The organism is Candidatus Accumulibacter phosphatis (genome assembly GCF_000024165.1).
GTDB lineage: Bacteria > Pseudomonadota > Gammaproteobacteria > Burkholderiales > Rhodocyclaceae > Accumulibacter > Accumulibacter phosphatis.
Genome location: NC_013194.1, coordinates 4,392,736 through 4,405,753, shown reverse-complemented (window position 1 = coordinate 4,405,753; position 13,018 = coordinate 4,392,736). Strand labels below are relative to the sequence as shown.

Here is a 13,018-nt window from a genome sequence, read left to right as displayed (position 1 = left end):
CCCGCTCAGGCGCCGACCTGGCGCACCAGCCTGGCCACCGACGACGCCATCAGGCTGAGCAGTGGCGCCGGGTAGAAACCGATGCCGAGAATGCCGGCAATCAACAGTCCGGCCGCTGCCGACTCCGATCGCTTGAGGTCGGCGAAGGCGGTGACGCCCGCCGCTGCCCCGGCGAAAGGTCGTTCCGGCCCGGTCGACAGGCAGCGGATTGCGCGCAGGGCGTAGGCTGCCGAGATCAGGATGCCGATCGACAGGAGCACCAGCCAGCCACCCCAGCGGGCATAGGCGCCCACCAGTACCTGCAGCTCGGCCATGAAACCGGCGCTACCCGGCAGGCCAACCGACGCCAGCAGGGTGAACACGATGGCAACGGCAAAACGCGGCGCGCTGCGATTCAGGGAACCGTAGGCGCCGAGATCACGCGTATGCGTGCGCTCGTAGAGCAGGCCAATGAGCAGGAAGAGCAGGCCCGCCGCCAGCCCGTGCGCGACCATCTGCGTCACCGCGCCGCTGAGTCCGGCCGGGTTGAGCGCGGCAATACCGAGCAGGACGACGCCCATGTGCGAGATCGACGAGTAGGCGATCATCGCTTTCAGATCGGTCTGCCGCCAGGCCAGCACCGCGCCGTAGAGCAGGCTGATCAGCGCCAGCAGGGCCAGCCAGTCCTGCAGTGCCTGGACCGCCGCCGGCAGCGTCGCGGCGGCACGGATCAGCCCGTAGGCACCCATCTTGAGCAGAATGCCCGAGAGCAGAATCGAGATCGGGCTCGGCGCTTCGACATGTGCCAGAGGCAACCAGCCGTGCAGCGGCACGATCGGCATCTTGACGCCGAAGCCGAGCAACAGCCCGAGAAAAACGAGAATCTGCGTTTTCACCGGCAGCTCGGCGCCACCCGCCGCCATGTCGGCCATCGCGAAACTGTGGCCGGGTGCGGCATCATAGAGCAGCAGCAGGGCAATCAGCATGAACACCGAACCACCGAGCGTGTACAGGACGAAATTGAGAGCGGCCCGGTGTCGATTGGCTCCCCCGAGACGGTCGATCAGAAAGAACAGCGGGATCAGCGTCAGTTCCCAGCAGACGTAGAACAGTGACCAGTCGCGAGCGGTGAAGACGATCAGCAGCGAGGTTTCAAGGACCAGAAGCAGAGAGAAGTAGAGTCTCGCGCCGCTGCGGATGCCCGTCGAGGAGACGATGGCGACGAAACTCAGGAGCGTCGCCAGGACGACCATCGGCAAGGAAATGCCGTCCAGCCCCAACGCCAGATGTGATCCGACGCGCGGATTCCAGGGGCGTGTTTCGAAGAACTGGAACTCGGCGCCGGCCGGATCGAAATCGGCGACCAGCAGGCAGGCGCAGAGCATCGTCGCCGCCGCGACGATGCTGGCCAGGTGGCGCATGAGATCGACGCTGCGAGTCGGCAGCAGCGACAAGAGAGCGGCGCCGACCAGCGGCAGGAGCAAGAGTATTTTCAGCACGGGCAGGTGGCAGCAGCCGGCGACAATGGAGACCTCTGCCATGAGCCCCTTGAAATTCTTCTTCTCATGGACGACGATTATGCCAGTATTGGCGGCGCTCGCACCGCCCGATCGACAGTCCGGAGACCGTATTGAGCGAAGCCATCTGCCGAAAACTGCGTATTCGCGGCCGTGTCCAGGGCGTCGGCTACCGCTGGTCCCTATGCTCGGAGGCACAAAGACTCGGTCTCAGCGGCTGGGTCCGCAACCGGAGCGACGGCAGTGTCGAGGCACTCGTGCGGGGACCCGTCGAGTCGGTTGACGCGCTGATCGACTGGGCGCACCGCGGATCTTCGATGGCGCGGGTCGACGAGGTCCTCAGCCAGACAGGCAACGCTGCCGAGATTGCCGTGGGCGCCGGCTTCGTTCAGATCGCCAGCCGCTGATGCATCCGCCAACGCTGCCCGCGCGCGATGCCGGACGGCTCCTGCAACCAGCCGATCGCTCGGCCACCTCGAACAGGCGCTACCGAGCCGATCCAGGCACCGGCGGCCCGGCTGGCGAGGGGCGCTCATCCGGCTTCGGCAATCCGTACTTCAGGAGGTAGTAAGTCCACTTCAGGTATTCGTTGAAAACCCCGATGAAGGCGTATTCATCGGTCCACCACTTGGCAACCCACTCCGGTCGCGCGGCAGCGGCATCAACGTCGATTCCCGAACCGGCAAAAACGCGGCGGAATATCCATCGCGCCCGGCTGGTGTGGAACCAGTCGGTGACCAACAGGATCTTGCGCGGTTCCGTCCCGGATTCCGGCGCCCCAGCCTGCAGGTAGGCGAGGTGGTAGCGTGCCTCCTCGAAGGATGAAGTCGCGCGCGCCATGTCCTTGCCGTAGATGATGTGGATGCGGTCCTCCGGCACACCAAGGCGTACGGCCAGGTCTCTGGCCAGGAAGGCCTGACCGCGCAGTACGCCATACTCCTCGTAGAGGCTGGACTCGGGTTGCACGATGTTGATGCGCTTGGCGACACCCCGCCTGAAATACTCTGCCGCAGCCTCGACGCGGCGGCCCTCCACCTCGCCCATCATGATGACGATCGCCTCGTAGGAAGCGTCCGCCGGGGCCTCGCACACGCATAACAACTGGGCGGGGAGACGCAGAATCGGCGGCAGCCCGCCAAGAAACGCAACCATCGTCAACACCAGCGCCGCGACGATCGCCGAAGCCATGACGGGCCAGCGCCTTATCCAGCCCTGGGGCGAACGGTGGCGCGCACGGCGAGCGGAATCGTCATCCATGATCACTGGCCTTCGTTCGCGACCGTCAGCGGCAATTCGGGCAGCTCCCGTAAAAGGTCAGCTCGGCGCGTTCGCAACGGAAGCCCGCCGGAAGCGTCGCCGCGATCGTCGGCTGCAGCGACTCCAGGCAGAAGACGGAGCCGCAGCGGGCGCAATGAAAATGCGCGTGCCCGTGCCCTTCATCGACTGCCGCATTGAAGCGCCAGACGCGGTCGGTACCGGAGACGCGGTGGGCGAGCTCGTGCGTCACCAGCCAGTCGAGCGTTCGGTAGAGCGTTACCCGATCGTGCTCGACACCGCCGTCGTCGAGTGCGACGCCTACCTCGTCGTGGGAAAGTGGCCGACCGGCACGGCTGAGGATGTCGAGGACGGCAACCCGCGTGCGCGTGGCGCGGCCGCCGCGTGCGGCAATGCGCAAGGCACTGGCGGTCGGGGTGGTTTCGAGCGATGAGGTCATCGGTGAGGCAATCGCGGAAGGGTCAAAGCTGGTGTCGACCAGGGTGGCCGGCTTGCCGATCGCCGATCGATGATGCGACGCAGTTGCGTCCCGAGTCGTTCATTCATTCTCTCCAGAGAAACCATTCGCCATGGCTTGTCGACGTGCTGTGCTGTCGGTCGCCAGCTTTTCGGCACCCAATGTCCCATTATGCTGCCATCCGAGGTCAGCGCTCAATCGAGCCACGCTCACTTCAAGACGCCACGCCGCGGAATTGGCGACGCCGGCGATGGCAACGAAGCGAGCGTCGCGCTCGGGAACCCGGTCGACAAGCGATCGGCTTCGAGCAGGCGCCGTCTTGTCGACCAACTGCACGCCGGAAACGGGCGAAAGGAAGACCTGATTAGCAACAATCGTCAGCTGAGCGCATCTGGTGAGCCCAGCGGGGCTTAGCCTGGACTCCGTCACCACACGGAGAGCAGCACCATGGCCATGAATCGAATCCAGTTTCAACCCGGTTTGTCGATGCCGGAGTTCACCGAGCGCTTTGGAAGCGAGTCGCAGTGCGCCGCCGCCTTGGAGGCAGCCCGTTGGCCGAATGGGTTTTCCTGTCCGCGCTGCGGTGAGCACGCTCACTGTGTTCTGCGCGGGGGGTCGTGCAAGGTGTTTCAGTGCAACGCCTGTCGGCATCAAACCTCGCTGATCGCCGGGACGGTGTTTCAGGGCACCAGGCTGCCGCTGACCGTGTGGTTCCTGGCGATCTACCTCATCAGCCAGGCCAAGACGGGTCTGTCGGCGCTGGCGCTGAAGCGGTATCTGGGAGTGAGTTATCCCACCGCCTGGCTTATCCACCACAAGCTGATGCGGGCGATGGAACAGCGGGAAGAACGCTATGTGCTCGATGGCCAGGTTCAGGTCGATGACGCTTACCTGGGCGGCGAACGGACGGGTGGCAAGGCGGGGCGCGGTTCGGAGAACAAGGTCCCGTTCGTGGCAGCGGTCTCGTTCAGCGATGAGGGCCACCCCCTGCGTGCCAAACTCACGCTGGTTCCCGGTTTTACCCTGAAGGCAATTGCCGAGTGGGCCAAGAGCAACCTCGCACCGGGATCGACGGTGCTGTCGGATGGTCTGGCTTGCTTCAACGCCGTCACCGACGCCGGCTGCGTTCATCAGCCGACCGTCGTCGCCGGGCGAAAGCCCAAGGACTTGCCAGAGTTCAAGTGGGTTAACACGGTCCTGGGTAATCTCAAGACCAGCCTTTCGGGTTGCTACCACGCGCTTGCCTTTCGAAAGTATGGCGCTCAGTACCTCGCGGCTTTCACCTACCGATTCAACCGCCGATTCGATCTCAGGACTCTGAACGAGAGGCTCCTGGTCGCCGCGGTAGCCTGCGCGCCGCGGCCCCAGCGCTCGATTCGGGTAGCTGACGCTCATTGCTAATCAGGAAGGAAGATGCATGGCGTTTCACGAATGGGGATTTCTTCCCACAATGCGGGAAGAAATCCCCAACTATCTGTTCCTGAAACATAAAAAATACATCTTATGTCTTATATAAGACTGTTGCCCACAAGGGAAAAGGTCTTTATACTTTCACTCCATTGGTCGCCCCGAGTCGTTGCTCCACCGCTGTCTTGATTCGACTCCCCGGCGTCACCATTGCCCCACCCACATTCAATATTCTTGGAGAGGTAAACATGAGCACGAGAGAGCAGCAGATCGCCGAACTGGAGAAGGACTGGGCCGAGAACCCCCGTTGGAAGGGCATCAAGCGCGGTTACTCCGCCGCCGATGTCGTCCGCCTGCGCGGCTCCTTCCCGATCGAATACACCGTGGCCCGTCGCGGCGCCGAGAAGCTGTGGAATCTGGTCAATAGTGAGCCCTACGTGAACTGCCTCGGTGCGCTGACCGGTGGCCAGGCCATGCAGCAGGTCAAGGCCGGCGTCAAGGCCATCTATCTGTCGGGCTGGCAAGTGGCTGCCGATAACAACTCGTACGCGGCGATGTACCCCGACCAGTCACTGTATCCGGTGGATTCGGTCCCCAAGGTCGTCGAGCGCATCAACAACTCCTTCCGTCGCGCCGACGAAATCCAGTTCTCCAAGAACATCGACGCCGGCGACAAGGGTTACATCGACTATTTCGCGCCGATCGTTGCCGACGCCGAAGCCGGTTTCGGCGGCGTGCTCAACGCCTTCGAACTGATGAAGGCGATGATTCGCGCCGGTGCTGCGGGAGTGCACTGGGAAGATCAACTGGCTTCGGTCAAGAAGTGCGGGCACATGGGTGGCAAGGTCCTCGTGCCGACGCAGGAAGCCGTCCAGAAGCTGATTGCCGCTCGCTTCGCGGCCGACGTGTGCGGTGTGCCGACGCTGGTCATCGCCCGTACCGATGCGGAAGCCGCTGACCTGCTGACTTCCGACTGCGACGCTAACGACACGCCTTTCGTCACCGGCGAACGCACCTCGGAAGGCTTCTACAAGACGAGGAAGGGTCTCGACCAGGCGATCTCGCGCGCCGTCGCCTACGCCGAATACGCCGACCTGGTATGGTGCGAGACCGGCACGCCCGATCTCGAATTCGCCCGCAAGTTCGCCGAAGCCGTACGCGCCAAGCACCCGGGCAAGATGCTCGCCTACAACTGCTCGCCGTCGTTCAACTGGAAGAAGAACCTCGACGACGCGACTATCGCCCGCTTCCAGAAGGAACTCGGCGCCATGGGCTACAAGTACCAGTTCATCACCCTCGCCGGCATCCACAACATGTGGTACCACATGTTCGATCTGGCACAGGACTACGTCGCGCGCGGCATGACTGCCTACGTCGAGAAGGTGCAGGAGCCCGAGTTCGCAGCGCGCGACCGCGGCTACAGCTTCGTCTCGCACCAGCAGGAAGTGGGTACCGGCTACTTCGACGAGGTGACCACGGTGATCCAGGGTGGAACGTCGTCGGTTACCGCGCTCACCGGGTCGACCGAAGAAGAGCAGTTCCACTGAGAGTCGCCTGCAGGCCAACCGAAAGCCGCGCCCTGGCGCGGCTTTTTTCTTGCAGCAAGGCCTGAAACCTGCAGCCGTTTTCCCGCTATCCTTGGTCGTCCGCAACTCGCCAAGGGGCCAGGCACATGCGCCGTCGTTACCCACTGCATCTCCACATCTCGACGCTCTTCCTGGGACTGATCCTCGTCGTCTGCGCCGTCCTCGGAGGAATCGGCTACAAGCTCAGCCGGGATCTGCTGGAAGCATCTGCCAGCGACCTGACGACGCGGATCGGTCGTCAGGCTCTGGCGGAAATGCAGCACCTCATCGAACCTGCGGAGATGGCGACGCGCCTGCTGAGCCTGCAGCGGCTGACCGGAGCCAGCTCGTTGAGCGAACGCCTCGACAGCCTGGAATTCCTGCGCCAGGCACTCGACAGCTCGGCGGCCCTCTCGTCGCTGTATGTTGGTTACGCCAATGGCGACTTCTTCCTCTTCGGTCGCATCGGTCACGGCAGTGAGAGCGAGGCTTCGCGCGTACCGGCCGGCGCCACCTACGTCGTACAGAGCATCGAAAACACTGCCGGCGACGTACGCGGCCACTTCTTGTACTTCGACGCGGCGCTGAGGAAGCTGCGCGATGACCTCCGACCCGACTACGCGGCTGCCTACGATCCGCGGCAGCGGCCGTGGTACACGCAAGGACTGGCGTCCTCGACGCAGATCAAGACGCCACCCTACCTCTTCTTCTCCAGCGGCAAGGTCGGCACGACGCTCGCCAACCGCGCCGCCGACGGGCGTAGCGTGGTCGGCGCCGACATTCTGCTGCACACCCTCGGCCAGACGCTCGCTGGCCAGAAGGCGACGCCGGGCAGCCAGATGGTCCTCGTCAATTCACAGGGCTATGCGCTGGCCCACGAAGAGCATTCCCGGCTGCTGCTCAGTTCCGTCGCCAGCGATGGCCGACCATCGCTGGCGCGTATCGACCAACTCGGCGTGCCAGCCCTTGTCCCGCTGTTGGAGACCGTCCGCAACATGGCCGGTACGGCCACCCGGACGCTACGTGTCGAGGCCGGCGGCAGCATCTGGCGCGCGTCGGTCAGCCCACTGCGGCTCGAAGGGGTGCCGCCGCTCTACCTCGTCGCGGCGATTCCCGAAGACGAACTGATGGCGGGCGCATTGAAGCTCATCCACCACTCTGCACTCGCCACTCTGGCCGTCCTGCTGTGCACGATCCCCCTCACCTGGCTGCTCGCGCGCAGTATCTCGCGGTCTCTGGGCAGCCTCGCCAACGAGGCGGAAGCCATACGTCACTTCGAGTTCTCGCAGCCAATCAACGTCGAGTCGTCGATCAAGGAGGTCGGCCAGCTGGCGCTGACGATGGACCAAATGAAGCGCACGATCCGCCGCTTTCTCGACATCAGCCACGCGGTCGCCGCCGAGCAGAATTTCGACCGGCTGTTGCCGCGCCTGCTCGGCGACACCCTATCGGCTTCCGCGGCGCATGCCGGGGTACTTTACCTTGCCGAGGGGCAGCAACTGAACCCCGCCGTCGCGCTGTCGGCCGACGGCTCGCCGCTGGCCGGACGACTGCCATCGCTGACCCTGACCGCCTGCGGCCCTCTGCTCGACGCGGCGCTTGCCGCTGGCGCGGCGCGCGCCGCTCCGCTCGAGCCCGGCGATCGCAGCCGCCTGGGCTTCGCCGCGGCGGAGCTACCCGACCTCAGCCACGCCATCGCCGTCCCGCTGCTTAACCGTCAGGCCGAACTGGTCGGCGCGATGCTCCTGCTGTGCGCAACCGCTACCGACGACAGCCGGCTGAGCTTCGTGCAGGCGCTATCCGGTGCGGCCGCGGTGTCGCTCGAGAGCAAGGCGCTCATCAAGGCGCAGAAGGACCTCTTCGAAGCTTTCATCCAGCTGATCGCCGCTGCCATCGATGCCAAGAGCCCATACACCGGCGGCCACTGCGCGCGTGTCCCCGAGCTGACCAAGATGCTGGCGCGTGCCGCCTGCGCAGCCGACAGCGGTCCCTATCGTGACTTCCAGTTGAGCGAAGACGACTGGGAGGCAGTACACGTGGCCGCCTGGCTGCACGATTGCGGCAAGGTGACTACACCCGAGTACGTCGTGGACAAGGCGACCAAGCTGGAGACCATCCATGACCGCCTCCACGAAGTGCGCACGCGCTTCGAAGTGCTCAAACGCGACGCGCAGATCGCCTGCCTGCAGGCAATCGCCAATGGCGACAACGCACAGTCGGCGCGCCAGCGTCTGGCTGTCGAGTGGCAGCAGATCGATGACGATTTCGCGTTCGTCGCCGCCTGCAACGAGGGCGGCGAGTACATGCCGCCGGAGAGCATCGACCGTCTGCAGGCGATCGCCCGCCGAACCTGGTTGCGCACCCTAGATGACCGCATTGGGATCTCCCAGGAGGAGAAGTTGCGCAAGGCCGCGACACCAGCCGCAACGCTGCCGGTCGTCGAACCGCTGCTCGCCGACAGGCCCGAGCACCGCATCGCTCGGCCCGCGCGTGACGGTCTGGCCGACGACGACCCCCGCGGCTTCAGGATGCCCGTGCCGGCACTGCTGTACAACCGGGGCGAGTTGTACAACCTCTCGGTCGGCCGTGGAACACTGTCCGAAGAAGAGCGCTACAAAATCAACGAACACATCGTGCAGACCCTGATCATGCTCTGGCAGCTGCCCTTTCCCCGGCACCTGAAGCACGTTCCCGACATCGCCGGCGGGCACCACGAGAAAATGGACGGCAGCGGCTATCCGCGGCGACTGCGGGGTGACGAGATGAATCCTCTGGCGCGCATGATGGCGATTGCGGACATTTTCGAAGCCTTGACCGCCATCGACCGTCCCTACAAGAAAGGCAAGACCCTTTCAGAGGCGATTGCCATCATGTCACGCATGCAGCAAGAGCAGCACATCGATGCCGATCTCTTTGCGCTGTTCCTGCGCTCTGGCGTATACCTCGACTACGCCAGGGCATTCATGCGGCCGGAGCAGATTGACGCGGTGGACATCGACCGCGTTCTCGGCCGTAGATAAGCGTCCCTTCGCCTCGCCTGAAGCGTGCGACAGTCCTCGGCGCATGGCGACTGGTCACCACACTTCGTCGCATTAGAACCCACACGGTCAGGCCACGCCACAAACGGCAGGCCGGTGTCAGGATTCTTTACAGCCGTGGTCCGGATGCCAACCGCGTTGTGATAAATGCAACACTAAACGACTGTATCAATAAGCCATCCTTATTGCTCGGCACGCTCTTTGCTTATCCGGAAGCGTATCGCAGACCCACTCGCGGGCCGCCGTGACGGACCAAGCGCTGCCGGCGCGCGTGTTGTCGGCTGTGTGCCGCGCCAGTACGGGCCGCTTTTGGGCCGCCGGCGAGCCACCAGGGACGGCACGGCACCCTGGCGTGGGATTGGCACGGCAAGCCCAGCCGCCGCAAGGCCGAGTGCCGTCGCGAGTCGGAGGCTGTGCGGGCGAGGCGACGGCTTTCGGCGAGCCGAGAGTCCGTGTTTGCGAGCCGCTTTCGCCGGCAGTGTCGGAATGTCCGGTGAGCCCGCTCGTCCCCAACGCCAGCAAGACCGGCAGCAGCGAACAAACTGGCCAGAACGAAAAGAGTGTTCGAAAAGCGGAAAAAGATCACTACCCATCAAGAGAAACTAACCAATAATTTCATTTATTCATCGCCCAGATGGATACGCCCTCATCTCCGGGTTCGCGACACCAGCGCATCGATTCGCCAGCCCACTCCTCCGACCGTGAGTTTCCGCACCTTGAATTGGGAACACGGTTTGCCGATGGTCGAGCCTGCTGGAAACGGCGGCCGCTAACCGTCGGAGCACCCAGTTCAGCCGTCTGGTAGCCGCTTGCTACCCAACCGTCTCTTTACCCGGTTCCCCCCATGAGCACAAAAGTATGCGTCAAGTGCAAGCAGGAAAAGTCCGTGCTGGAGTTCCACAAGAACTCGCGCAGTTCGGATGGCCTGCACTCCTATTGCAAGGAATGCAACAGAGCGCAGGCTCTCGCGCATATCAAGGCCGAGAAAGCCAGAAAAGCGCTGCTGCGAGCAGCGAAAAAAGCGGCGGCCACCGCTGACGAATGACGCGTGCGTCTTCGGGACCAATTCAGCACCCCTCCGCAAATCCTCACCTGTCATCCGCCGAGTTGCCAAGCTCCCAATAGTGCGGATCACCAAACGTGGTCTTGAGCTGATCGATGAATAGCCGCACCCGCAATGGCAAATGCCGGCGTTGCGGAAACACGGCATAAATGCCTACCGGCGCCGTAGCGTAGTCATCGAGCAAGGACACCAACCGGCCGCTGCGCAAGTCGTCGCCAACCTCCCACATCGATCGCCAGGCCAGGCCCTTGCCGGCGAGCGCCCAAGCGTGCAGGACAGCCCCATCGTTGCACTCGAAACTGCCGGATACCTTGCGGTTTGCTCCTTCGCCAGCGGGTGATTCGCGCAGGGTCCAGCCGCGTTGCTGATCGAGTGACAGGCAGTTGTGGTGGGCCAGATCGGCCGGGGTGCGCGGTACCCCGTGGCGGGCGAGGTACACCGGGCTGGCGACGACGACGCGACGCATCTCGCCGAGCTTGCTGCTCGCCAGACTCGAATCAGCCATGTCGCCAATCCGCACCGCACAGTCGACCCCTTCGTTGAGCAGATCGACCAGGCGATCGGTCAGATCCAGACGCACCGTGACGCCGGGATTGGCATCCATGAAGGCCGCCACCAGCGGTGCCAGATGCCGGCGCCCGAAACCTGCCGGTGCCGACACCTTGAGATGCCCGCTGGCACGGATGCCACCCAGCGACACCGCCGCCTCGGCGTTCGCCAGTTCATTGAGAATCCGCTGACAGTCTTCGAGAAAAGCCTGCCCTTCAAAAGTCAGCGACAGTTTGCGCGTCGTGCGCAGCAACAGCTTGACACCGAGGCGGGCTTCGAGAGCATCGAGCCGACGCCCGATCACCGCCGGAGTGACCGACTCCGCCCTTGCCGCCGCCGACAGGCTGCCGCGCGTCGCCGAATCGACGAACGCCTGAATCTGCTTGATCTGATCCACGACGGTGATTTGATACCTCAGGTAAAAGATACTTTGATTCTATTCGCTCTTATCTTTCACTGCAGCATTTAATACAATCTCTTCATCGTCTCTCAACCCCTCGACTGGAGTCCTTCATGAGCCTGAACCTGCCCGCTGGAATGCAAATCAACGCGCCGATCCAAGCCGCCTACGAAACCATTCTCACCCACGACGCTCTGGCTCTGGTGGCCAAACTGCACCGGGCCTTCGAGAGCCGGCGCCAGGAACTGTTGCAGGCGCGCGTGGCGCGTCAGGTGCGCATCGACGCCGGCGAAATGCCTGACTTCCTGCCCGAAACGAAGCACATTCGCGAAAGCGACTGGAAAATTGCGCCGCTGCCGAAGGCCCTCGAACGTCGCCGGACGGAAATCACCGGCCCGGTGGAAGCCAAGATGATCATCAACGCCTACAACTCGGGCGCCGACTCGTACATGACCGACTTCGAGGACTCGAACAGTCCGAAGTGGGACAACCAGATCCAGGGCCAGGTCAACCTCTACAAGGCGATCCGCCGGCAACTGTCGTTCACCAACGAAGCCGGCAAGGAATACGCACTCAACGACAAGATCGCCACGCTGCAGATTCGCCCGCGCGGTTGGCACCTCGACGAAAAGCACGTGACCGTCGACGGGCAGCGTGTCTCCGGCGGCATTTTCGACTTCGCGCTGGTCCTCTTCCACAACGCCAGGGAGCAGATCGCGCGCGGCGCCGGCCCCTTCTTCTACCTGCCGAAGATGGAATCGCACCTCGAAGCGCGCCTGTGGAACGACATCTTCATCATGGCCCAGGAACACATCGGCCTGCCACGCGGAACGATCAAGGCCACCGTGCTGGTGGAGACCATTCTCGCCACCTTCGAGATGGAGGAAATCCTCTACGAATTGCGCGAGCACTCCGCCGGTCTCAACGCCGGCCGCTGGGATTACATCTTCTCGTGCATCAAGAAGTTCAAGAAGAACCCGGACTTCTGCCTCGCCAACCGCGGCGCGATCACCATGGAAGTCCCCTTCATGCGCAGCTATGCCCTGCAACTGGTGAAGATCTGCCACAAGCGCGGGGCACCGGCGATGGGCGGCATGAGCGCGCTGATCCCGATCAAGAACGATCCGGAAGCCAATGAAAAGGCACTCGCCGGCATCCGTCACGACAAGACGCGCGACGCCAACGACGGTTTCGACGGCGGCTGGGTTGCCCACCCGGGCCTGGTCGGGATCGCCGCGGAGGAGTTCCAGAAGGTGCTCGGGGAGCGCCCGAACCAGTGGGAAAAGCAGCGCGACGAGACCTTCACCGCCGCCGACTTCCTCAACTTCCAGCCGTCACAACCCATCACCGAGGCCGGCGTGCGCAACAACATCAACGTCGGCATCCACTACCTGGGCAGTTGGCTGGCCGGCAACGGCTGCGTGCCGATCCACAACCTGATGGAAGACGCCGCGACAGCCGAGATCTCGCGCTCGCAGGTCTGGCAATGGGTGGTTTCGCCAAAGGGTGTGCTCGACGATGGTCGCAAGGTCACCGCCGAGATGGTGCGCGGCATGATCGCCGAGGAACTGGCCAAAGTGAAGGCAACGGTGAGCGCCCAGGGCGAAGACACCGCCAGTTACGACCAGGCGGCTGTCATCTTCGACAAGATGTCGCTGACGCCGGACTACCCGGAGTTCCTGACCCTGCCGCTGTACGAGGCCATGGATTGATGTTGTCGGTCGGTTTCCGGGCCAGGATCCGGCGGGAACCGACCCACGCGGCGCAC

At 63.6% G+C, this 13,018-nt stretch carries 11 protein-coding genes; 6 read left to right on the top strand and 5 right to left on the bottom strand.

The genetic code is table 11. The features are described 5' to 3' along the window. Positions 1-5 precede the first annotated feature (5 nt). Entirely contained in the window at positions 6-1,520 is a 1,515-nt protein-coding gene (locus CAP2UW1_RS19155) for a complex I subunit 4 family protein (protein ID WP_015768276.1), read from the bottom strand. 89 nt (positions 1,521-1,609) lie between these two features. Here CAP2UW1_RS19155 and CAP2UW1_RS19150 point away from each other — a divergent pair, with 89 nt between their 5' ends. Further along, complete coding sequence (locus CAP2UW1_RS19150; RefSeq protein WP_015768275.1) at positions 1,610-1,903, top strand: acylphosphatase; 294 nt, start codon at positions 1,610-1,612, stop codon at positions 1,901-1,903. Between the two features lie 79 nt (positions 1,904-1,982). Here the strand turns inward: CAP2UW1_RS19150 and CAP2UW1_RS19145 are convergent, their stop codons facing one another. The 3 genes from CAP2UW1_RS19145 to CAP2UW1_RS25785 all read right to left on the bottom strand — a co-directional run bounded on the left by CAP2UW1_RS19145 (position 1,983) and on the right by CAP2UW1_RS25785 (position 3,702). After that, positions 1,983-2,684, bottom strand: a complete 702-nt coding sequence (locus tag CAP2UW1_RS19145; protein ID WP_015768274.1) for a YdcF family protein — start codon at positions 2,682-2,684, stop codon at positions 1,983-1,985. A gap of 94 nt (positions 2,685-2,778) precedes the next feature. After that, on the bottom strand, positions 2,779-3,210 hold the full coding sequence (locus CAP2UW1_RS19140; protein WP_015768273.1) for a Fur family transcriptional regulator: 432 nt from the start codon (positions 3,208-3,210) through the stop codon (positions 2,779-2,781). A gap of 99 nt (positions 3,211-3,309) precedes the next feature. Beyond that, positions 3,310-3,702, bottom strand: coding sequence for a hypothetical protein (locus CAP2UW1_RS25785; protein WP_199931512.1), 393 nt, complete (start codon positions 3,700-3,702; stop codon positions 3,310-3,312). On the opposite strand from CAP2UW1_RS25785, the gene CAP2UW1_RS19130 reads away from it, so the two are divergent. The 4 genes from CAP2UW1_RS19130 to CAP2UW1_RS25780 all read left to right on the top strand — a co-directional run bounded on the left by CAP2UW1_RS19130 (position 3,676) and on the right by CAP2UW1_RS25780 (position 10,283). Further along, on the top strand, positions 3,676-4,629 hold the full coding sequence (locus tag CAP2UW1_RS19130) for an IS1595-like element ISCap3 family transposase (protein ID WP_015768272.1): 954 nt from the start codon (positions 3,676-3,678) through the stop codon (positions 4,627-4,629). The two genes, CAP2UW1_RS25785 and CAP2UW1_RS19130, sit on opposite strands and share 27 nt — an antisense overlap. A 254-nt stretch (positions 4,630-4,883) precedes the next feature. Continuing rightward, positions 4,884-6,182: an isocitrate lyase gene (aceA, locus tag CAP2UW1_RS19125; protein WP_015768270.1), complete on the top strand. Its 1,299-nt coding sequence runs from the start codon at positions 4,884-4,886 to the stop codon at positions 6,180-6,182. 125 nt (positions 6,183-6,307) lie between these two features. Next, the gene (locus CAP2UW1_RS19120; protein ID WP_015768269.1) at positions 6,308-9,220 is read left to right on the top strand and encodes an HD domain-containing phosphohydrolase; all 2,913 of its coding nucleotides are present in this window, start codon (positions 6,308-6,310) and stop codon (positions 9,218-9,220) included. A gap of 862 nt (positions 9,221-10,082) precedes the next feature. Then, on the top strand, positions 10,083-10,283 hold the full coding sequence (locus tag CAP2UW1_RS25780) for a hypothetical protein (protein WP_015768268.1): 201 nt from the start codon (positions 10,083-10,085) through the stop codon (positions 10,281-10,283). A gap of 43 nt (positions 10,284-10,326) precedes the next feature. On the opposite strand, the gene CAP2UW1_RS19115 is transcribed toward CAP2UW1_RS25780, so the two are convergent. Beyond that, a complete protein-coding gene (locus CAP2UW1_RS19115; RefSeq protein ID WP_015768267.1) occupies positions 10,327-11,247 on the bottom strand; it encodes a LysR family transcriptional regulator in 921 nt (306 codons plus the stop codon). Positions 11,248-11,363: 116 nt separating this feature from the next. On the opposite strand from CAP2UW1_RS19115, the gene aceB reads away from it, so the two are divergent. Further along, on the top strand, positions 11,364-12,962 hold the full coding sequence (gene aceB, locus CAP2UW1_RS19110; protein ID WP_015768266.1) for a malate synthase A: 1,599 nt from the start codon (positions 11,364-11,366) through the stop codon (positions 12,960-12,962). The last annotated feature ends 56 nt before the right edge of the window (positions 12,963-13,018 follow it).